The 18,821-nt window shown below is 58.6% G+C and carries 18 protein-coding genes and 1 tRNA gene; 9 read left to right on the plus strand and 10 right to left on the minus strand.

Annotated features, from left to right (window positions below; genetic code table 11):
• Complete coding sequence (locus CFBP5473_RS06545; protein ID WP_027677377.1) at positions 1-420, plus strand: diacylglycerol kinase; 420 nt, start codon at positions 1-3, stop codon at positions 418-420.
• Between the two features lie 4 nt (positions 421-424).
• On the opposite strand, the gene CFBP5473_RS06550 is transcribed toward CFBP5473_RS06545, so the two are convergent.
• On the minus strand, positions 425-1,960 hold the full coding sequence (locus CFBP5473_RS06550; RefSeq protein ID WP_027677376.1) for a sensor histidine kinase: 1,536 nt from the start codon (positions 1,958-1,960) through the stop codon (positions 425-427).
• 108 nt (positions 1,961-2,068) lie between these two features.
• On the opposite strand from CFBP5473_RS06550, the gene CFBP5473_RS06555 reads away from it, so the two are divergent.
• The 3 genes from CFBP5473_RS06555 (at position 2,069) to CFBP5473_RS06565 (ending at position 3,857) form a co-directional block, all read left to right on the plus strand.
• Positions 2,069-2,647, plus strand: a complete 579-nt coding sequence (locus CFBP5473_RS06555; protein WP_027677375.1) for a thermonuclease family protein — start codon at positions 2,069-2,071, stop codon at positions 2,645-2,647.
• Between the two features lie 19 nt (positions 2,648-2,666).
• Positions 2,667-3,302, plus strand: coding sequence for a uracil-DNA glycosylase family protein (locus CFBP5473_RS06560; protein WP_037172062.1), 636 nt, complete (start codon positions 2,667-2,669; stop codon positions 3,300-3,302).
• Positions 3,303-3,368: 66 nt separating this feature from the next.
• Entirely contained in the window at positions 3,369-3,857 is a 489-nt protein-coding gene (locus CFBP5473_RS06565; protein ID WP_027677373.1) for an Lrp/AsnC family transcriptional regulator, read from the plus strand.
• Positions 3,858-4,001: 144 nt separating this feature from the next.
• Here CFBP5473_RS06565 and CFBP5473_RS06570 read toward each other — a convergent pair whose 3' ends face one another.
• From CFBP5473_RS06570 to CFBP5473_RS06590, 5 genes are all read right to left on the minus strand, one after another.
• Complete coding sequence (locus CFBP5473_RS06570) at positions 4,002-4,826, minus strand: class I SAM-dependent methyltransferase (protein WP_027677372.1); 825 nt, start codon at positions 4,824-4,826, stop codon at positions 4,002-4,004.
• 67 nt (positions 4,827-4,893) lie between these two features.
• A complete protein-coding gene (locus CFBP5473_RS06575; RefSeq protein WP_027677371.1) occupies positions 4,894-5,160 on the minus strand; it encodes an usg protein in 267 nt (88 codons plus the stop codon).
• A 165-nt stretch (positions 5,161-5,325) separates the two neighbouring features.
• Entirely contained in the window at positions 5,326-6,156 is an 831-nt protein-coding gene (locus tag CFBP5473_RS06580; RefSeq protein ID WP_027677370.1) for an ABC transporter permease, read from the minus strand.
• The gene (locus tag CFBP5473_RS06585; RefSeq protein ID WP_027677369.1) at positions 6,153-6,953 is read right to left on the minus strand and encodes an ABC transporter permease; all 801 of its coding nucleotides are present in this window, start codon (positions 6,951-6,953) and stop codon (positions 6,153-6,155) included. The genes CFBP5473_RS06580 and CFBP5473_RS06585 overlap by 4 nt, the downstream gene beginning before the upstream one ends.
• A 115-nt stretch (positions 6,954-7,068) precedes the next feature.
• A complete protein-coding gene (locus CFBP5473_RS06590) occupies positions 7,069-7,839 on the minus strand; it encodes an ABC transporter substrate-binding protein (protein WP_027677368.1) in 771 nt (256 codons plus the stop codon).
• Positions 7,840-8,177: 338 nt separating this feature from the next.
• On the opposite strand from CFBP5473_RS06590, the gene CFBP5473_RS06595 reads away from it, so the two are divergent.
• Positions 8,178-10,460: an OmpA family protein gene (locus CFBP5473_RS06595; protein ID WP_027677367.1), complete on the plus strand. Its 2,283-nt coding sequence runs from the start codon at positions 8,178-8,180 to the stop codon at positions 10,458-10,460.
• A gap of 54 nt (positions 10,461-10,514) precedes the next feature.
• Here the strand turns inward: CFBP5473_RS06595 and CFBP5473_RS25010 are convergent, their stop codons facing one another.
• The 3 genes from CFBP5473_RS25010 to CFBP5473_RS06605 all read right to left on the minus strand — a co-directional run bounded on the left by CFBP5473_RS25010 (position 10,515) and on the right by CFBP5473_RS06605 (position 12,800).
• Positions 10,515-10,664, minus strand: coding sequence for a hypothetical protein (locus CFBP5473_RS25010; RefSeq protein WP_157835829.1), 150 nt, complete (start codon positions 10,662-10,664; stop codon positions 10,515-10,517).
• A gap of 98 nt (positions 10,665-10,762) precedes the next feature.
• On the minus strand, positions 10,763-11,686 hold the full coding sequence (locus tag CFBP5473_RS06600; RefSeq protein WP_027677366.1) for a pseudouridine-5'-phosphate glycosidase: 924 nt from the start codon (positions 11,684-11,686) through the stop codon (positions 10,763-10,765).
• 175 nt (positions 11,687-11,861) lie between these two features.
• Positions 11,862-12,800: a carbohydrate kinase family protein gene (locus CFBP5473_RS06605; protein ID WP_027677365.1), complete on the minus strand. Its 939-nt coding sequence runs from the start codon at positions 12,798-12,800 to the stop codon at positions 11,862-11,864.
• A gap of 246 nt (positions 12,801-13,046) precedes the next feature.
• Here CFBP5473_RS06605 and recA point away from each other — a divergent pair, with 246 nt between their 5' ends.
• From recA to CFBP5473_RS06620, 3 genes are all read left to right on the plus strand, one after another.
• Complete coding sequence (gene recA / locus CFBP5473_RS06610) at positions 13,047-14,135, plus strand: recombinase RecA (RefSeq protein ID WP_027677364.1); 1,089 nt, start codon at positions 13,047-13,049, stop codon at positions 14,133-14,135.
• Positions 14,136-14,358: 223 nt separating this feature from the next.
• Entirely contained in the window at positions 14,359-17,022 is a 2,664-nt protein-coding gene (gene alaS / locus CFBP5473_RS06615; RefSeq protein WP_027677363.1) for an alanine--tRNA ligase, read from the plus strand.
• Between the two features lie 471 nt (positions 17,023-17,493).
• Positions 17,494-17,682 (plus strand): hypothetical protein, encoded by a 189-nt coding sequence (locus tag CFBP5473_RS06620; protein WP_027677362.1) that lies wholly within the window; start codon positions 17,494-17,496, stop codon positions 17,680-17,682.
• Between the two features lie 89 nt (positions 17,683-17,771).
• On the opposite strand, the gene CFBP5473_RS06625 is transcribed toward CFBP5473_RS06620, so the two are convergent.
• Positions 17,772-17,856: transfer RNA gene (locus CFBP5473_RS06625), tRNA-Leu, on the minus strand.
• 188 nt (positions 17,857-18,044) lie between these two features.
• Between CFBP5473_RS06625 and lipB the strand changes: the two genes are divergently transcribed.
• Positions 18,045-18,788, plus strand: coding sequence for a lipoyl(octanoyl) transferase LipB (gene lipB, locus CFBP5473_RS06630; RefSeq protein ID WP_027677361.1), 744 nt, complete (start codon positions 18,045-18,047; stop codon positions 18,786-18,788).
• Positions 18,789-18,821: the final 33 nt, after the last annotated feature.

Raw genomic sequence — 18,821 nt, forward strand, 5'->3', positions numbered from 1 at the left:
ATGGACAACCTTCAGAACACGCCATCGCCTGAGCCGGTCTTTCGCAAGGAAACCGGCTTGCGGCATCTTTTTGCCGCTGCCCGCTATTCTTTCCAGGGATTGCTGCGACTGTGGAAGGAAGCAGCCTTCCGGCATGAGGTTCTGGCCTATGGCGCGGGAATGGCTCTGCTGGGCGTGACGGGTGCGCCGCTTGCGCACTACCTGATCTTCACGCTGCTGATGCTGCTTCTGTTTTCCATCGAAGCGCTGAACACGGCCATCGAAGAAATCGTCGACCGAGTATCGCCGGAGTTTTCCAGTGCGGCGCGCAACGCAAAGGATCTCGGCTCCTTTGCGGTTTTCTGTCTGCTTTTGGCCAATGGCGGCTTCGTTCTCTATTCGCTGGTCTCGACGCTGTTTTTCGCAGCGCCCGCTATCTAAGCAATCAAGCGAAGGACCGCTTGCGCGGCTGCACCAGCTGAACGTCTTCCACGGCGGGAATGCTTTGCAGGATGCGCTTTGCGGGCAGGATGGCGATGACTTCCGTGCCTTCGCGCAGTTTTGATTTCAGCACGAACTGGCCGTCATGCTTGGCAAGAATTGCCTGCACGATTGGAAGGCCGAGGCCCGTGCCCTGTTCCGCGCTCTTGATGGCAATGGAGCCCTGACCGAAGGCGGACAGCACGATCGGGATTTCCTCTTCGGGAATGCCCGGACCGTTATCCTTGATCGACACATATTGGCCGCCGCGTGCGGTCCAGCCAGCCTTCACCGAAATCTCGCCGCCTTGCGGGGTGAATTTCACGGCATTGGACAGCAGGTTCAAAATGACCTGACGCAAGGCTTTCTCATCTGCCCAGACCTGCGGCAGGCTGTTTTCGAACTGCTGCGAAATGCGGATATTCTTGCCGCGTGCGCGCAGCTGGATCATGCCGATGCAATCCTCTGCGATCTCGAGCAGCGAGACCGACTCCTCCTGCAACTCATAGCGACCGGCTTCGATGCGGGAGAGATCGAGGATTTCGTTGATCAGATCGAGCAGGTGCTGGCCGGAGCGATGAATATCGCCGGAATACTCTTTATATAAGGGGTTGTTCAGCGGTCCCAGAACTTCCGATGCCATGACCTCGGAGAAGCCGAGAATGGCGTTTAGCGGCGTGCGAAGCTCATGCGACATGGAGGCCAGAAAGCGGGACTTGGCGAGGTTTGCTTCCTCAGCGCGCCGCCTTGCTTCATCCGACATGGACTTCGCTACTTCCAGCTCGGCGATCAGGTCGTCCTTTTCGGACTGGTAGGAAAGGAGCTTGATGCTGGAGTTATGTAGCCGCTTGGTGACATGATGGCAGAACATCATGGCCATGGAGAACATCAGCGCAAGGCCGATATCCATAGGGCTGTGCGAAAGGGCTGCGGTCACGCTGAGCGCGACCAGCACCGGCAGAAACGTCATCAGCGTCGCACGACGCAGCATGAAGTTCGACATGGCGGTGATCGAAAGGGCGATCAGCAGCGTCGCGCCCTTGTAGAACATCAGAAGCGAGGGATCGCCCGTCGGCATTCGCTGCACGGCGAATATGGACCAGACGAGACCGACGATGATCTGCACGGCTAGAAAGGTATTGTGCCAGCGAGGCGCGCTGGCGGCGCTCATTTCCTGGCGATTTGCCTTGCGGGCGAAGAAAATGGCGAGCGCATGGGCGCTAAGAGCCAGAAATGTCCAGCCGATGATCTGCACATCGCGGCTGATATAGATGCCGATGCCGGTGGCAAGAATGATGAAGAGCGGCATGATGGTTGCGCCCTGCAACGTCTCTGCGACGTGCATCTGCAGCATGTCCCGCTCGAATGCCGTCGTGCCGACCGGACCGTATTGCAGCCGCTCGCGCGTCGACTTGACGGTATCGAACACGGCTTTGTTGCGCCGCGTGCGAGACCGGTCGACGATATTCTTGTCGGCAATGATACTGGCGCTCTTACTCATTTACACAACGAAACCAATACGGAAGGCTTGCAGACTACAGCCAAAATCTTAAGAAGATGCTGCCGCGAAAGGATTTGTTTGCCATTTCTGAAAAGGGTTTGTTGTCATATGAGACCGAAGTCGGGCAGAAAATTCCGCTATTTGAAGGATGGTTTCATCCTTCTGCTGCTGATGTTTCTGGGCACGCTGATTACCGCCAAGCTGGATGGGCTGAACGAGGAGACGTTCAGCAGCACCTTTAGGGCCGTGGATGGCGATACGCTGGCAAGCGACCGCATGCGTTATCGCCTGCTTGGCATCGATGCGCCGGAGCTTCGCCAGACATGCGGCGGCAGCGAAGGCGAATGGGCCTGCGGGCAGGCGGCCCGCGCTTTTCTGGGCGATACGCTGAAGCGCGGCACGGTTAAATGTGTGTCTAACAAGAAGGATAAATATGCCCGTTATCTTTCCCGTTGCACCGTGGATGGTGAGGATGTGGCCGGGCTCGTCGTTGCGGCAGGACTGGCCGTCACTACGGAGTATTTTCTCTATGCTGAAGAACTGGACCGTGCGCGGGAGCAGAAGATAGGCTTGTGGAGCGGTGCTTTCGAGCAGCCGCGCGATTGGCGCCGGGAACATAAGGCAGCCGAAATGGACGTGCCGCTGGCTGGTCTATTGACCGTTATCCGTCATATCCTTGGGTGGTGACATTATATTGCAGGGACATGTGAAGACAGACGAAGCCGAGATTGAGGATTTGCGCCGCAGCATTGCGCTCTGTCGCATCTGTCGAGATGCGCGGCTGAAAGGGGAGGCGGATCGTCTGCCGCATGAGCCGAGGCCGGTCGCCGTCATCTCCAAGACGGCCAGAATTTTGATTGCCGGACAGGCGCCGGGGCTTAGGGTGCATGAGAGCGGACTGCCGTTCAACGACGCTTCGGGAGACAGGCTGCGGGCGTGGCTGAATGTGGATCGAGAGACCTTCTACGACCCGGATCGCTTTGCCATCGTGCCCATGGGGTTCTGCTTTCCCGGCTATGATGAACGCGGCAGCGATCTTCCGCCTCGCCGGGAATGCGCGCCGCAGTGGCGAGACCGGGTGATGATGGCGATGCCGCAGATAGAGCTTGTACTTGCCATCGGCCAATATGCTCAAAGCTGGCATCTGGGTGCCCGCCGCAGGAAGACCATGACGGAAACGGTGCAGAACTGGCGAAGCTATCTTTACGCCAATGCTGATCGTCCCGTGCTGCCGTTGCCGCACCCAAGCTGGCGAAACACGGCATGGCTGAAGAAAAACCCCTGGTTTGAGGGGGAATTATTGCCGGTTCTGCGCCAGAATGTGGAAATGCTGGCGAAATGAAACAAATTTCTTTTTTTCTGAATTATTTCGTGTAAAGAGAGGAAAATAATTCCGGAGGAGAGAAGATTGGACCGTCTCGACCGTAAAATCCTGCGCATTCTGCAAGAAGATTCCACCTTGGCTGTTGCCGACCTTGCAAAGAAGGTCGGGCTTTCCACGACGCCCTGCTGGCGCCGTATCCAGAAGATGGAAGAAGACGGCGTCATCCGCCGCCGCGTCGCCATTCTGGACGCGACCAAGGTCAACACCAAAGTCACGGTCTTCGTCTCCATCCGCACGGCCTCCCACTCCATCGAGTGGCTGAAGCGCTTCTCCGAAGTCGTTTCGGAATTCCCGGAAGTGGTTGAATTCTACCGCATGAGCGGTGATGTCGATTACCTGCTGCGCGTCGTCGTACCGGATATCGCCGCCTATGACGCCTTCTACAAGCGCATGATCGCCAAGATCGAAATCCGCGACGTATCGTCTGCCTTCGCCATGGAGCAGATCAAATACACGACCGAGCTTCCGCTTGATTACATGATTTTGGATAATCCGAAGTCTGGGGAAGAGTGAGCCGAGGGCCTTGGTCGCTTGTCGAAGGCTTTCTCCCGTCCTCCACGTCATCCTCGGGCTTGTCCCGAGGATCCAACCACGTCTCCGTAGTCTGCGTCGTAGCAGATGCCCGGGACAAGCCCGAGCATGACGAAGTAGGGGAGGTTACCCCTTGAACTTCGCAATCACCAAATGCCCCGGCGTCGGTTCGCCATCCTGCATACGAACGTTGATGTCCGATACCTCGATTACCTCGAAGCCCGTTGCCGTCAGGCGTTCGCGCACATAGCTTTCCGCATGCGCGAAGCGCTGGTGCCTGCCGACGATGTAGGGGCGACCGGCCAGCGCGTCTTCGGTCAAAGTCTCCGACGAGAAGATGAAGAGGCCGCCTTCTACCATGTTTTCAGCAGCGCCGAAGAAGAGCGGTTCCAGAGCGCCGAGATAGGGCAGCACGTCGGTTGCGGTGATGAGATCGAAGGGCTCGTCGTCATTGTCTTCGAGGAAGTCCTCGACTTCGGCAACGTAGAGCGTCTCGTACATATCCTTCTCATGGGCGATTTCGACCATGTTTTCGGAAATGTCGATGCCCGTGATGTCCTCGACCATATCACGCAGGGCTTCGCCGGTAAGGCCGCTGCCGCAGCCGAGATCGAGCATTCGCTTGAAGGGGCCGAGCTCCAGAGCCTGCAAACGCTGGCGCACCATCATCGGAACGGCATAGCCAAGCTGCTCGACAAGAATATCCTCGAAGGCTTCCGCGTGCTGGTCGAACAGGGTTTCCACATAGGCATCCGGTGCCTTGGGCGGCGTTTCGCCGCGACCCATGGAGGCGATGCGCACTGCCGCGCCGCCGTGATCTTCGGGATCGATGGCGAGAACCTCTTCGTAAGCCTTCACCGCAGCGTCGATATCGCCCGCCTTTTCCAGCGCAAGCGCGCGGTTATAGGCTTCGGCAAGAGCCTCTTCATCGATCTTGTTTTTCTGGTTCATTGCTTAGGATCCGCAGCTTTGCTTCATTTGAAGCCTGATTAAGCCGCAACGCCTGTCGGTGCAATGCTCAGTGAAGAATAAACTCGCCCTTCAGGGATCGCCATTCTTGTGCCGAGATCAGCTTGCGGTGGATATAACGGACCGAATGCAGCGGGCCATCCAGTGTCTCTTCCCAGAATTTCAGGAAGCTGCGCATTTCGGGAAAGTCCGGCGCAAGATCGTAGTTCTGCCAGACATAGGTCTGAAGAACGACCGGATGATCCGGCATGTGGTAGAGGATTTCGGCTGTGGTCATGCCATAGCCCTTCAGCATCATTTCCATGTCCTTGTTCATTGCGGCTGCTCCCGTTCTTGTTGGTCGCCGATACCGCTTGGGTATCAGTGACAATGGGAGCATGACATGGTTAAGCGAACCTTGCCAAGATAGGTCGTTTTCACAAAATATTTATATTTCTCAATGTGTTAGCATCCGAATAGGCCGAGTGCTGCCAGCGGATGCCTATCGCTTCAGGTGCCGTGTCAGGCGTGCTTCGAGCGCTGCCCAGACGTGGCGCAGGATTTCCACGATGGAGAGATAGAAGATTGCCGCCCAGAGATAGGCCTGGAAATCGAAGGTGCGGGAATAAGCGTAGCGGGTCTGGCCCATCAGGTCGAAGACGGTGACGATGGATACGACCGCAGAACCCTTGATCATCAGGATGATTTCATTGCCATAGGGGCGCAAGGCCACGATAAGCGCCTGCGGCAGAATGATCTTCCAGAAGGTGACGGGCTTCGAAAGGCCGAGGGAGGCAGCGCCTTCATGCTGGCCTTTCGGCACGCTCTGGATAGCGCCGCGCAGAATTTCGGCCTGATAAGCGGCGGTGTTGAGGGTCAGTGAGAACAGGCCGCAGTACCACGCCTCGCGGAAGAACCACCAGAGACCGACGGCCTCCAACTGAGGGCGGAAGCTACCAAGTCCGTAATAGATGAGAAAGAGCTGCGCCAGAAGCGGCGTGCTGCGGAAGACATAGACGTAGGTGTAAGCTAATGCGCTGATGACCCTGTTCGTAGACATGCGGGCGAAGGCCAGTGGCAGCGAAAGGACGGCACCGAGAATGATGGCCAGTCCGACGAGCGTTATCGTGGTTTTGAGGCCATCAAGATAGCGCCAGCCGTAGCGCTCGATCTTGTCGGGGTCCCAGTCGAAAAACAGGGAGAGAACAAGGCCGATTGCGAGCAACGCCCACAGCGCCACAACGGCATAACCGAACACTCTTGTTGCGGAAACCGGCTTCGGCTGCGGGGGCGGAGCGGGGCGTGCTTCGATAAGCTGGTCGATATGGCTCATCTCTGCACCTCCGAGCGTTTCGCCCAACGGTCGATGTATCCGATGCCTACGGAAGAGATGAGTGCAAGAATGAGGTACAGCAGACAGGCGATGCCATAAAACAGGAAGGCGTCCTTGGTCACGCGGGCCGCGATGCCGGTCTGGCGCACGATGTCTGCAAGGCCGATGACCGAGACATAGGACGTGTCCTTCAGGAGAATGATCCACAAATTGGTCATGCCGGGCAGGGCGATGCGCACGAGCTGCGGTATGATAATGAGAACCATGGTGCGGCTGCGCGAAAGACCGAGCGCATCGCCAGCCTCATATTGTCCCTTCGGGATGGCGCGGAATGCGGAGAGCAGCACTTCCGAAGCATAGGACGAAAAGACGACGGAGAGCGCAATCATGCCAGCGACGAAGGCATTGATCTCGATTGGACCGCTGAAACCAAGATAGCCGCCAACGGTCTGAAGCAGGATCTGCAAGCCGTAATAGACGATGAACAGCGTCAGCAGTTCGGGAAGTCCGCGAAAGATGGTGGTGTAGATACCGGCGGCGAGCCGCAGCGATTTTTCTTCAGACTGGGCGGCGAGTGCGATCAGGAAGCCGATGATCAGGCCGACCGGCAAAGTGGCGAGCGCCACGGAAACCGTCACCTTCACGCCGAACGCAATCTCGTCTCCCCAGCCATCGCCGCAGGTCAGCAGGGTTCCGTTGCCGAAGAGTGAGAAGATGCCGACCGGTCCGCAAAAGGGGTCGAACAGATTCGTAATATAGGCCCAGAACGAGCCTATGGCGGAAAACACTCCGCTCATGCCAATTTTCCCCTGCGGTCTTTGCCGCGCCTTGCGTCTGGTTTTATTATCGTGTTCTCAAACAAAAATGGCGGAAGGGCAACCCTCCCGCCATCATATTTAACAGGGAAAAGCCTTATTTGCCGTAAGCGTCGAAGTCAAAGTACTTGTCGTTGATCTTCTTGTACTCGCCATTGGCGCGGATTGCCGCGATGGCAGCCGTGAACTTCTCGGCAAGCGGATCGCCCTTGCGAACGGCAATACCTGCGCCCTGACCGTTGATCTGTTCATCAACCGGCAGTGCAGCCAGGATCTTGCAGCAGGCGCCAGCATCCGACTTTACCCACTGCGTCAGCACGACGATATCGTCGATGACGCCATCGATACGACCGTTGGAAATGTCGAGCTTGTACTCGTCAGCTGTCGGGTAGAGCTTCAGCTCGGAGCCGGCGAGATGCTTTTCGGCATAGTTGGCGTGGGTGGTGGAGCCCTGCGCGCCGATGGTCTTGCCCTTCAGTTCTTCCACCGACTTGATCGGAGAATCCTTCGGCACGGCAATTGCTGGCGGCGTGTTGTAGTACTTCTTGGAGAAGTCGACCTTCTCGAGACGCTCAGGCGTGATCGACATGGACGCGATGATCGCGTCGAACTTCTTTGCCTGAAGGGCAGGGATCATGCCGTCCCAGTCATTGGTGACGAAGGTGCATTCTGCCTTCATTTCGGTGCAGAGAGCCTTGGCGATATCCACGTCGAAGCCGGTCAGTGTTCCGTCGGCTTCCAGAACGTTGAAGGGCGGGTAGGCGCCTTCGGTACCGATGACGATCTTGTCGGCCGCCATGGTGGCGCCGGCAAAAAGCGACATGGCAGCAAGGGACGCAGCTGCAAGCAGACGGGTGGGATTAAGCATTTCGATCCTCTCTTTTGGCGAGTCGACCGCACGGTTTGTTTATGTTTTCCGCGCGGGGAATGTTTCGCGGAGCTCTTTTCAGCCAGTGGCCTGGAGCTGCGCTTGGCGGATAGTCTTACCGTTGCCTAAAAAATGCAACCTGAATGTTTTGCACAGCGATGAGGCACCGTAATTCCTCCACGAAAATGCCTCTTTCCGTTCATTCCCGGTACAGATCAGCCTGTCCATGATTGGAACAAGACTGTGATCTCTGCGTTGTTCAGCGCCGATATGTGCAGAATGAGCCCGAATGCCGCGGGTCCAACGGATTTATAATGGACGGCAGATGAGGAAGCGCCATGCTGAATAAAAACAAACTGCTGACGGGGGTGGTCTTTCCGCTCATGTCGATTGCCATTGCGGTAGAGCCGGTTCTCGCAGCTACCGTAGCCCATGCAGCCCCATCTCAGACGATACAGCAGCAGCCTGCCCAATTGGCGAATGGTGCCATTATTCTGGCACAGGCCGAAGCGCCGAACCCGGAAGAAGAACTGCGCAAGCGCCGCCAGCAGGCTGAAGAAGGCAAGCCGAAGGCCGAGCCTGAGCAGCAGCAGCGTCAGGAAGAGGCCCCACGTCCCCGCCGCGAACAGCAGCAGGCAGAGCCGCAACAGCGTGAGCAGGCTCCGCAGCGTGAGCCAGAGCAGCCGCGCCCTCGTCGCGAGGCGGCACCAGAGGCCCAGCCGCAACAGCAGCAGGAACGTCCGCGCCGTGAAGCCGCGCCCGAACCCAAGGCAGAACCTCAGCAGGAGCGCCCGCGCCGCGAAGCCGCACCTGAGGCCGCGCCGCAGGCTCAGCCTGAACAGCAACAACAGCAGGAGCGTCCACGCCGTCCGCAGCGCGAGCAGCAGCAGCCGGATGCCGAAGGCCAGCAGCACCCGGAACGTCCGCGCCGCGATGCTCAGCCGGATGCGGCACCAACTGAAGGTCAGCCACAGCAGCAGGAGCGTCCGCGTCGCCAGCAGCCAGCCGCTGAAGGCACCGAACAGCAGCAGCGTCAGGGCGAAACACCGCGCCGCACGCAGGAAAATCAGCCTGCCGCCAATGAAGCGCAGCCGGAAAAGCCCGCCGCTCCAGAAAAGCCCGCAACGCCTGCAAAGCGTCCGGCAGCACCGGAGCCGGAAGCTGGCAAGGCACCCGTTCCAGCAGAGCCACCGACCCCCGGCAAGGCTCCCGCACCAGCCGAGCAGCCTAACCCGGCTCCCGGCCAGCAGCCTTCCGAACAGCCCCGTCCGCCACGCGGCCAGAATGGCGAGCCTGCACCGGCTCCGGTTCCGGGCGCACCGCCTGCACCGGCTGATGGCGCAACCACGGGTCAGGCACCCGCTGGCGAACCCGTACCGGCACAGGTAGCCGCACCGCAGACCGAAGCAAAGCCGATGACGAAGGAACAGCTGGACAAGGCCCGCGCCATTGCGCAGGATCCATCCAAGTCTGCCGATACCGTCGTTCTGCCTGTAGACAAGGGTGCTGCCGTTCTCGATAGCGACAAGGAAGCCTATCGCAGCGGCAACGAGCAGCTACGCGAACAGCGTCGCCGTGAACGCGAGCAGGTTCAGGACTTCAAGGTTCCGACCTCGGATGCGGAAGCACAGGCTGCGGCCCGCCGCGATGGTGGCAACACCACCATCAACATCCAGAACATCACCAATGTTCAGGGTGAGCGCATCGACCGCCGTCCGGACTTCGACCGTCCCGATGGTGTGCGTGAATGGCGTCCGCGTGACATGCCGCGTGACCGCGACATGGGCGACCGCGTGTTCCTGCAGTTCGGCGACCGCGTCGTCGTTCGCGGTAACGATGACGACCGCTTCATCACCGACGGTGCGAAGCCTTACTACGAGCGTCTGCCCGATGACCGCTATCGCGAAACCATCGAGCGCCCCGACCGCACACAGATCGTCACCATCCGCAACCGTTACGGCGACGTGATCCAGCGTTCGCGTATCGATGCGCGTGGCCGTGAATATGTTCTGTTCTACGCACCGGAACTGGTCGATCAGCCAGATCGCGAATATGTCTACCGCGATCCGGGCCTCGATCTGCCGCCGCTGCGTCTGCGCATCCCGGTCAATGAGTACATCATCGACACGTCTTCGGATGAGGATCGCGATTACTACCGCTTCCTCGAACAGCCGCCGGTCGAACCCGTCCAGCGCGTTTATACGCTCGATGAAGTTCGCTACTCCGCCCGCGTGCGCGACATGGTGCGTCGTATCGACCTTGATACGATCACCTTCGCAACCGGCAGCGCGGAAGTTCCGATGAGCCAGGCAGCCTCGCTGCGCAAGGTCGCAGACGCAATGAACAAGGTGCTGAAGAACAACCCGGCCGAAACCTTCCTCATCGAAGGCCACACGGATGCCGTCGGTTCCGATGAAAGCAACCTTGTCCTGTCCGACCAGCGTGCCGCTTCCGTTGCCAACGTGCTGACCGATGTCTACGGCATCCCGCCGGAAAACCTCACGACGCAGGGCTATGGCGAACGCTACCTGAAGGTCCAGACGCTCGGCCCGAACCAGGAAAACCGCCGCGTCACCATCCGCCGCATCACACCGCTGGTGCGCCCGGTTGCACAGAACTAAGGCTTGACCCTTTGCTTGAAGAAAGGCCCGGAAGTATATGCTTCCGGGCCTTTTTTACACGAAGCTGAAAGCTATAAAGCTGACTGCGCCTGCGAGTAGCGCGAATGCCAGCGTGTTCAAGCTGATGTTGAACAGCTTTTTCAGCGCGACCTGAATGGTCCACAATGCGAAAAATACGACAAGCGCGGCGTAGAATGGTGCCATCTGAAGGTCTCCTGTGCGAGGCGAATGTCAGAGGTTGGTCTTTATATACTACGTCGTCGAAGTCGACGCGGCCAGCCTGTTTGCTGACCGCCCGCCGATCAGACCAACGCCACCGCAATCTCAGCAGCAAGCCTCGCATTGTTGCGCACGAGCGCAATGTTCGTCTCGAGGCTGCGGCCTTCGGTGATTTCGAAGATTTTTGCCAGCAGATAGGGCGTTACCGCCTTGCCGCTGATTTCGTCCTCCTCGGCGTGGGAAAGCGCGCGCTGGATATAGATTTCCATTTCCTCGCGGGAGATTTCGTCTTCTTCCGGCACGGGATTGGCAATCAGCATGCCGCCTTCAAGGCCGAACTGCTCGCGCGTGTTCTGGAAATTCGCAATCGCTGCCGGGCTGTTCAGCGTCAGCGGGCTGGTGATGCCGGAGGCGCGCGACCAGAAGGCCGGGAATTCCGTCGAGCCGTAGGTCACGACCGGAACGCCCTGCGTTTCCAGCACTTCAAGCGTTTTCGGAACATCGAGAATGGCCTTTGCGCCTGCGCAGACGACGATTACGCCGGTGCGTGCAAGTTCGGTCAGGTCGGCGGAAATGTCGAAGCTTTCTTCAGCGCCGCGATGCACGCCGCCAATGCCGCCGGTGGCGAAAACCTTGATGCCCGCATGTTCGGCGGCGATCATGGTTGCGGCGACCGTGGTGGCGCCCGTGCGGCGCTCGGCGATTGCGAATGCGATATCCGCGCGCGAAACCTTCATTGCATCCTTGGTCTGGGCCAGCGCTTCGAGCTGTTCCTTCTCAAGACCGATATGCAGCGTGCCGTGGATGACGGCGATGGTTGCCGGAACGGCGCCCTGATCGCGGATCAGCTGTTCCACGCCTTCCGCCATGCGGATGTTGCCGGGGTAGGGCATGCCATGGGTGATGATGGTGGATTCCAGCGCGACAATCGGTGCGCCACGCTGCTTTGCGGCGGCAACTTCGTTCGAATAGGCGATCGGCAGGAGCGGGGGGATGGTTTTGGTCATTGTTTCTTCCGGGTTTATTTTAGAGACTGTTTGGAAACTCGGCGGCGGAGAGCCGAAGAATGATTTTTGTGTCCTGCAAGGAGAAGATCATAGGCGATATCCTTCGACGCAGCAGGACGCGAAAAGCATCGCCGGATCGACCCGTCCGAGTTTTCAAACAGGCTCTTAGAGTTCTTCACACGATTTCAGCGTTCGGCACAAGCGCCAGCATTTCTGCAAGGCTTTCCGCGCTCATATCCGGTGCCGTTGCAAAGGGTGACTGGACCGTAATTGCCCCTGCCGCCGCACCATGGCGCAGCGCCTCGCCAATCGATTTTCCGTTAGCAATTGCAGCCAGATAGCCGGACGCCATGGCATCTCCCGCGCCGGTGACATCTTTCACCTGCTCGATAAAAGGCGGCTTCAGGATCGCAACGTTGCGTGCATCGAAAGCCACGACCTGCCGCGCGCCACTGGTGATGACGCCGCCGCGGAGTCCCGCGTTTCTCAGCTTCTGCGGCCACTCGCGCACATCCGCCACGTCTTCACCGGTCAAAGCGCGGGCTTCGGCTTCGTTCATGAAAAGCACGTCGATATCCGCCAGCGCCGGTTTCAGCCTGATGACCTTTGCAGGCGAGATCGCGATGGCCGCCGATTGCTTTTCGCAGACGCTGGCGGCAAGGCCGATGGCGCTCAGCGTGTCTTCAGGCAGGTTGGCATCGCATAGAATAATGTCGCTCGCCATGATCGCTTCACGAACGGCGCGAACGCGCAGGCGGCGCGGCGTGAAAAGCTTGTAGAGATCCATATCGGCAATGGCGATGACGAGGTCGCCGTCGCGCTCCAATATGGCCGTATAGCTGGGCGTGGAGCGGTCCAGAAAGGTGAAAGGCGTGTCCTCGACGCCTGCCTCTTTTGCAGCGAGCGCGACCGTTTCACCGTTGGCGTCGCCGCCGCGCGGCGCAATCAGCCGAACCTGAAAACCGAGACGTGAGAGATTGCGCGCCGCGTTGAAGCCCCCGCCGCCAGCCTCTTCCATCCATGAGCCGGGATTGCTCGCGCCATGCGCCGTTTCCGTCTCGATCATGCCGCGCCGGTCTATATGCGCGCCGCCCAGAACGAGTATCTTTTTCACGCTGGTCCATCCTTGTTTCCGAGGCGGATTTTTCTGTCCGATTCGGTGATTTACGGCCTTTATCTTCTTCATCCACAGCCTGTGGAAAAATATGCACACAAGAAAAACAAAAGCAGAACGAACGACTTAACGCTATTTGTTTTCAACGGGCTGACGGGCTGTTGCGAAACGAGAACAAAAAGAGTACATACACTTTCAATACTGCTTCGTTGCCTGTGCGGCTTCAATAACCTAAAGGTGGTTCGGATGGCACAAAATTCTTTGCGTCTTGTAGAGGATAATTCGGTGGATAAAAGCAAGGCACTGGAAGCGGCGCTCTCCCAGATCGAACGTTCGTTCGGCAAGGGATCGATCATGAAGCTCGGTTCCAATGAAAACGTAATCGAGGTTGAGACCGTTTCCACAGGGTCTCTCAGTCTCGATATCGCGCTCGGTATCGGCGGTTTGCCGAAGGGGCGTATTATTGAAATTTACGGGCCGGAAAGCTCGGGCAAGACCACGCTTGCGCTGCAAACCATTGCGGAAGCGCAGAAGAAGGGCGGTATCTGCGCCTTCGTGGATGCCGAGCATGCGCTCGATCCTGTCTATGCCCGCAAGCTCGGCGTCGATCTGCAGAACCTGCTGATTTCGCAGCCGGATACAGGCGAACAGGCGCTGGAAATCACCGATACGCTGGTGCGTTCGGGTGCGGTCGATGTTCTCGTCGTTGACTCCGTTGCAGCGCTTACACCGCGTGCGGAAATCGAAGGCGAGATGGGCGACAGCCTTCCGGGTCTTCAGGCTCGCCTGATGAGTCAGGCGCTGCGCAAGCTCACGGCTTCCATCTCCAAGTCGAAGACGATGGTGATCTTCATCAACCAGATCCGTATGAAGATCGGTGTGATGTTCGGTTCGCCGGAAACGACGACAGGCGGTAACGCGCTGAAGTTCTATGCGTCGGTGCGTCTCGATATTCGCCGCATCGGCTCGGTCAAGGAGCGTGAAGAGGTCGTGGGCAACCAGACCCGCGTCAAGGTCGTCAAGAACAAGATGGCGCCTCCCTTCAAGCAGGTCGAATTCGACATCATGTATGGCGAAGGCGTTTCCAAGACGGGTGAACTTGTCGATCTGGGCGTGAAGGCTGGCATCGTCGAGAAGTCCGGCGCATGGTTCTCCTATAACAGCCAGAGGCTGGGGCAGGGACGTGAAAACGCCAAGGGCTTCCTGCGTGACAATCCTGCGGTTGCCAACGAGATCGAAATGGCGCTTCGCCAGAATGCAGGTCTCATTGCAGATCGCTTCCTTGAAAATGGCGGGCCTGAGGCAGATGCGGATGGCGTAGAGCCAGACGCTTGATCGGCCTGCCGGATTAGTCTTGTCTTGTCTTTCATCAAGGCCGCGTGACCTCATGTCTCGCGGCCTTGTTCATTTCTGTGGTTGAATTGCATCCACTGTGCTGCGCGGGCGGAATTGTGGCGAAGCTCGGCTCTCTTTGGCTGGACAGCAAGTGTGACGGACGATAAAAGCCATTGATTTTTATGTTATGGCCGCGTGAGCGCGTGGCAATGAAGGACTTCGTATGAGCGGTGTGAATGAAATCCGGTCGACCTTTCTCGACTACTTCAAGAAAAACGGCCACGAAATCGTGCCCTCCAGCCCGCTGGTGCCGCGCAACGATCCGACGCTGATGTTCACCAATGCCGGGATGGTTCAGTTCAAGAACGTCTTCACCGGTCTTGAAAGCCGCCCATATTCCACAGCCGCGTCCTCGCAGAAATGCGTTCGCGCCGGTGGCAAGCATAACGATCTGGACAATGTCGGTTACACCGCACGCCATCACACTTTCTTCGAAATGCTCGGCAACTTCTCCTTTGGCGATTACTTTAAGGAAGAGGCGATCACGCACGCCTGGAACCTGATCACCGGGGAATTCGGCATCGACAAGAACCGTCTTCTCGTGACGGTTTATCACACCGATGACGAGGCGTTTAATCTCTGGAAGAAGATTGCCGGTTTCTCCGACGATCGCATCATTCGCATTCCAACCAGCGATAATTTCTGGGCGATGGGCGATACCGGTCCTTGCGGTCCGTGCTCGGAAATCTTCTATGACCACGGCGATCACATCTGGGGCGGCCCTCCCGGCTCGCCGGATGAGGATGGCGACCGTTTCATCGAAATCTGGAACCTCGTCTTCATGCAGTATGAGCAGCTGACGAAGGAAGAGCGCATCGACCTGCCGCGCCCGTCCATCGATACCGGCATGGGCCTTGAGCGCATCTCCGCACTGCTTCAGGGCAAGCATGACAATTACGATACCGACCTGTTCCGTGCGCTGATTTCCGCATCCGTCGAAGCGACCGGCGTTCCGGCTGAAGGTGAGAAGCGCGCAAGCCACCGCGTCATCGCGGACCACCTGCGCTCCTCCGCCTTCCTCATTGCCGATGGCGTGCTGCCTTCGAATGAAGGTCGCGGTTACGTTCTTCGCCGCATCATGCGCCGCGCCATGCGTCATGCCGAGCTTCTCGGTTCGCGCGAACCGCTGATCTGGAAGCTGCTGCCGACGCTCGTTCAGCAGATGGGCCGCGCCTATCCTGAACTCGTCCGTGCAGAGGCACTGATTTCCGAGACGCTGAAGCTTGAGGAAACCCGTTTCCGCAAGACGCTGGAGCGTGGTCTTTCGCTGCTTTCCGACGCAACGTCCGATCTTTCCAAGGGCGGCATGCTAGATGGCGAGACTGCTTTCAAGCTTTACGATACCTACGGCTTCCCGCTTGATCTGACGCAGGATGCTCTGCGCGCCCGCGAAATCGGCGTGGATATTGCCGGCTTCACCGACGCGATGGAGCGCCAGAAGGCGGAAGCCCGCTCGCACTGGGCTGGCTCCGGCGATAAGGCAACCGAAACCGTCTGGTTCGAGCTGAAGGAAAAGCACGGCGCGACCGAATTCCTCGGCTACGACACAGAGACCGCCGAAGGCGTGATCCAAGCTATCGTCAAGGACGGCAAGTCCGTCGATTCCGCCGCAGAGGGCGAAAGCGTTCAGCTCGTCGTCAACCAGACGCCGTTTTACGGCGAATCCGGTGGCCAGATGGGCGATACTGGCGTCATCTCTTCCGACAATGGCACCTTCACGGTTACCGATACGCAGAAGAAGGGCGAGGGCCTGTTCGTGCATATCGGCACCGTGGCCGAGGGCGGTGTAAAGCTTGGCGATGCGGTGCAGCTGACGGTCGATCACGATCGCCGCGCGCGTTTGCGCGCCAACCACTCCGCCACGCACCTGCTGCATGAAGCGCTGCGCGAAGTTCTCGGCACCCACGTTGCTCAGAAGGGCTCGCTGGTTGCGCCTGAGCGTCTGCGCTTCGACGTTTCGCATCCGAAGCCTATGAGCGCGGAAGAGCTGAAGATCGTCGAAGACATGGCGAATGAAATCATTCTGCAGAATTCGCCGGTCGTTACCCGCCTGATGAGCGTGGACGATGCGATTGCCGAAGGTGCAATGGCGCTGTTCGGTGAGAAATACGGTGATGAAGTGCGCGTGGTCTCCATGGGCACCGGCATCCATGGCTCGAAGGCCAACCGTCCTTACTCGGTCGAGCTTTGCGGCGGCACGCATGTTTCCGCCACGGGCCAGATCGGCCTTGTCCGCGTTCTTGGCGAAAGCGCCGTCGGCGCTGGCGTTCGCCGCGTCGAGGCCGTGACCGGGCAGGGCGCCTTGGCCTATCTTGCCGAGCAGGATGAGCGCGTGAAGTCGCTCGCTTCTTCGCTTAGGGTTCAGCCGGGCGAGGTCCTGTCGCGCGTCGAAGGCCTGCTGGAAGAACGCAAGAAGCTGGAACGTGAATTGGCTGACGCCCGCCGCAAGCTCGCCATGGGCGGCAATTCGGCGGAAGGTTCTGCCGTTGACGTCAAGGACATCGGCGGCGTGAAATTCCTGGCCAAGTCCCTCGCTGGCATCGATGCCAAGGACCTGAAGGGCCTTGCGGACGACGCCAAGGGCAGCCTCGGCTCCGGCGTGGTCCTGCTCATCGCCGTCTCCGAAGATGGTAAGGCGAGCGCTGTCGCAGCCGTTACCGAAGACCTGACAGCACGCTTCAGCGCAGTCGATCTCGTCCGCACAGCCTCCGCCGCACTCGGCGGCAAGGGCGGCGGCGGGCGCCCGGATATGGCCCAGGCCGGTGGCCCGGATGGCTCCAAGGCCAACGAGGCCATCGAAGCCGTCGCAGCATCCCTTGCTGGCTGACAGGCTAGACACTAAACGTCCCAAAGCCGCCGATCATTTCGGCGGCTTTTTTATTTGCAGCTTAGGTGGGGTAGGCTCTGTCGTCGTCCATATTTCGGAGATTGAGAGCGGCGACATTTCGGGTGGAGTAACGGCGGATGAGCATGGAGCCTGCCGAAGGAGATTGCATGCAGCCCGATACCTGAAATCAACCCCATTATTTTCCGCGACAGAAGCCGCAGCAGTCACGCGGAAGGTCTGGTGAACCTTTATACCGGCACTTGCGAAGCAATCCGTTCCTGTGGCCTTTAAAACGGGAACCGCTTTGCCAAACCGTGGTTGGAGGAGCGCAACGGCTAACGTGCTACCCGCACCGTGCCGTCTTCCCCACCTAACCCTCCTTGAACAGGAGGGTTTCTTTTTGTCAGCCGGAACCGGCATTGGCCTAAGCGCATTCCCCGAGAATATTTCAAGTCTGCAAAGGAGGCTTCCATGGAACAATATGCAGAACTTCGCCAGCAGATCGCGCAGGATCTGGAGACGCTGAGCCGCGCTGAGAGCCCGAAATCCATCTTCGAGATCGCGGATGATTATCTGCTCGGTGATCCGTCGCTAAAGAGGCAGGTAGTGGAAGATATCATCAAGGAAGAAGCGGATAAGCAGAACCTGCCAATTCACTAACAGGCAGATTGCGAGTTTTGCTTTCGCTTTAAGAAATGCCGCCATTGCATTGGCAGAAAAAGAAAAACCCGCCGAAGCGGGTTATCTTTTGGTGCGGTCGAGAAGACTCGAACTTCCACGGGTTGCCCCACAGCGACCTCAACGCTGCGCGTCTACCAATTCCGCCACGACCGCATCGTGGTAGGGTCGACTTGCGCCGACGGGGGTGCATGTAGCAAAAGGATTTTCGGTGCACAAGAGCGTCGTGACAGTTTTTTGAAATTAAAAATTATTGTCCCCACACCTATATCAAAGAAGCCCGGAAATGCGGGGGTTGCGGCCTTGAGGTCATTCTGCGAGAAGGCTGTGGAAAGGACAATTTCATGCTCACACGTACCGATCTCACCACAAAAATGCATGCCGTAGCCGGTTCTGCGCCCATGCGCTGGCGAATCTCTGACGGTTTGGTGCCGTATGAGCAGGCCATTGAGGAGATGGAGCGTGAGGTTGCGGCAATTGCGGCGGGCGAGGCGGACGAGCTTGTGTGGCTTCTGGAGCATCCACCGCTTTATACTGCGGGCACCAGCGCCGATTCTGCAGACCTGATCGAGCCGAACCGGTTTCCGGTTTTTGCCACGGGTCGAGGCGGGGAATATACCTATCACGGCCCCGGCCAGCGCGTGGTCTATGTGATGCTGGATCTGAAGCGCAGGCGGCAGGATGTGCGCGCCTACGTGGCGGCACTGGAAGAGGTTATCATTCGCACGCTGGACAAGATGAATGTGAAGGGCGAGCGACGGGAAGATCGCGTCGGCGTCTGGGTGCGCCGCCCGGAAAAGCCGCTGCTGCCGGATGGTGAGGTGTCCGAGGACAAGATTGCCGCGCTCGGTATCCGTCTGCGCAAGTGGGTTAGCTTTCACGGTCTGTCGATCAATGTGGACCCAGACCTCACGCACTTCACCGGCATCGTACCCTGCGGCATCACGCAATTCGGTGTCACGAGCCTTGTCCATCTCGGCCTGCTGGTGATGATGAACGACGTGGACGTTTTCTTGCGCGAATCCTTCGAAGAGATTTTCGGCGAGACGAAGAACGAAGCGGGCGAGGCGCTCTGTCGAGAGCGATGACCCGCCGCGTAAGCGGGGATCATCGCGCCGAGA

It is taken from the genome of Agrobacterium larrymoorei (assembly GCF_005145045.1).
Lineage (GTDB): Bacteria > Pseudomonadota > Alphaproteobacteria > Rhizobiales > Rhizobiaceae > Agrobacterium > Agrobacterium larrymoorei.

What these genes read in the sequence shown, in the direction of transcription:
- CFBP5473_RS06570 (WP_027677372.1), bottom strand. Translation starts at nt 4,826, where the DNA reads ATGAACCAGAAAAACAAGATCGATGAAGAGGCTCTTGCCGAAGCCTAT.
- lipB (WP_027677361.1), top strand. Translation starts at nt 18,045, where the DNA reads ATGCTCACACGTACCGATCTCACCACAAAAATGCATGCCGTAGCCGGT.
- CFBP5473_RS06595 (WP_027677367.1), top strand. Translation starts at nt 8,178, where the DNA reads ATGCTGAATAAAAACAAACTGCTGACGGGGGTGGTCTTTCCGCTCATG.
- CFBP5473_RS06620 (WP_027677362.1), top strand. Translation starts at nt 17,494, where the DNA reads ATGGAACAATATGCAGAACTTCGCCAGCAGATCGCGCAGGATCTGGAG.
- CFBP5473_RS06550 (WP_027677376.1), bottom strand. Translation starts at nt 1,960, where the DNA reads ATGAGTAAGAGCGCCAGTATCATTGCCGACAAGAATATCGTCGACCGG.
- CFBP5473_RS06580 (WP_027677370.1), bottom strand. Translation starts at nt 6,156, where the DNA reads ATGAGCCATATCGACCAGCTTATCGAAGCACGCCCCGCTCCGCCCCCG.
- recA (WP_027677364.1), top strand. Translation starts at nt 13,047, where the DNA reads ATGGCACAAAATTCTTTGCGTCTTGTAGAGGATAATTCGGTGGATAAA.
- CFBP5473_RS06545 (WP_027677377.1), top strand. Translation starts at nt 1, where the DNA reads ATGGACAACCTTCAGAACACGCCATCGCCTGAGCCGGTCTTTCGCAAG.
- CFBP5473_RS06600 (WP_027677366.1), bottom strand. Translation starts at nt 11,686, where the DNA reads ATGACCAAAACCATCCCCCCGCTCCTGCCGATCGCCTATTCGAACGAA.
- CFBP5473_RS06575 (WP_027677371.1), bottom strand. Translation starts at nt 5,160, where the DNA reads ATGAACAAGGACATGGAAATGATGCTGAAGGGCTATGGCATGACCACA.
- CFBP5473_RS06555 (WP_027677375.1), top strand. Translation starts at nt 2,069, where the DNA reads ATGAGACCGAAGTCGGGCAGAAAATTCCGCTATTTGAAGGATGGTTTC.
- CFBP5473_RS06585 (WP_027677369.1), bottom strand. Translation starts at nt 6,953, where the DNA reads ATGAGCGGAGTGTTTTCCGCCATAGGCTCGTTCTGGGCCTATATTACG.
- CFBP5473_RS25010 (WP_157835829.1), bottom strand. Translation starts at nt 10,664, where the DNA reads ATGGCACCATTCTACGCCGCGCTTGTCGTATTTTTCGCATTGTGGACC.
- alaS (WP_027677363.1), top strand. Translation starts at nt 14,359, where the DNA reads ATGAGCGGTGTGAATGAAATCCGGTCGACCTTTCTCGACTACTTCAAG.
- CFBP5473_RS06590 (WP_027677368.1), bottom strand. Translation starts at nt 7,839, where the DNA reads ATGCTTAATCCCACCCGTCTGCTTGCAGCTGCGTCCCTTGCTGCCATG.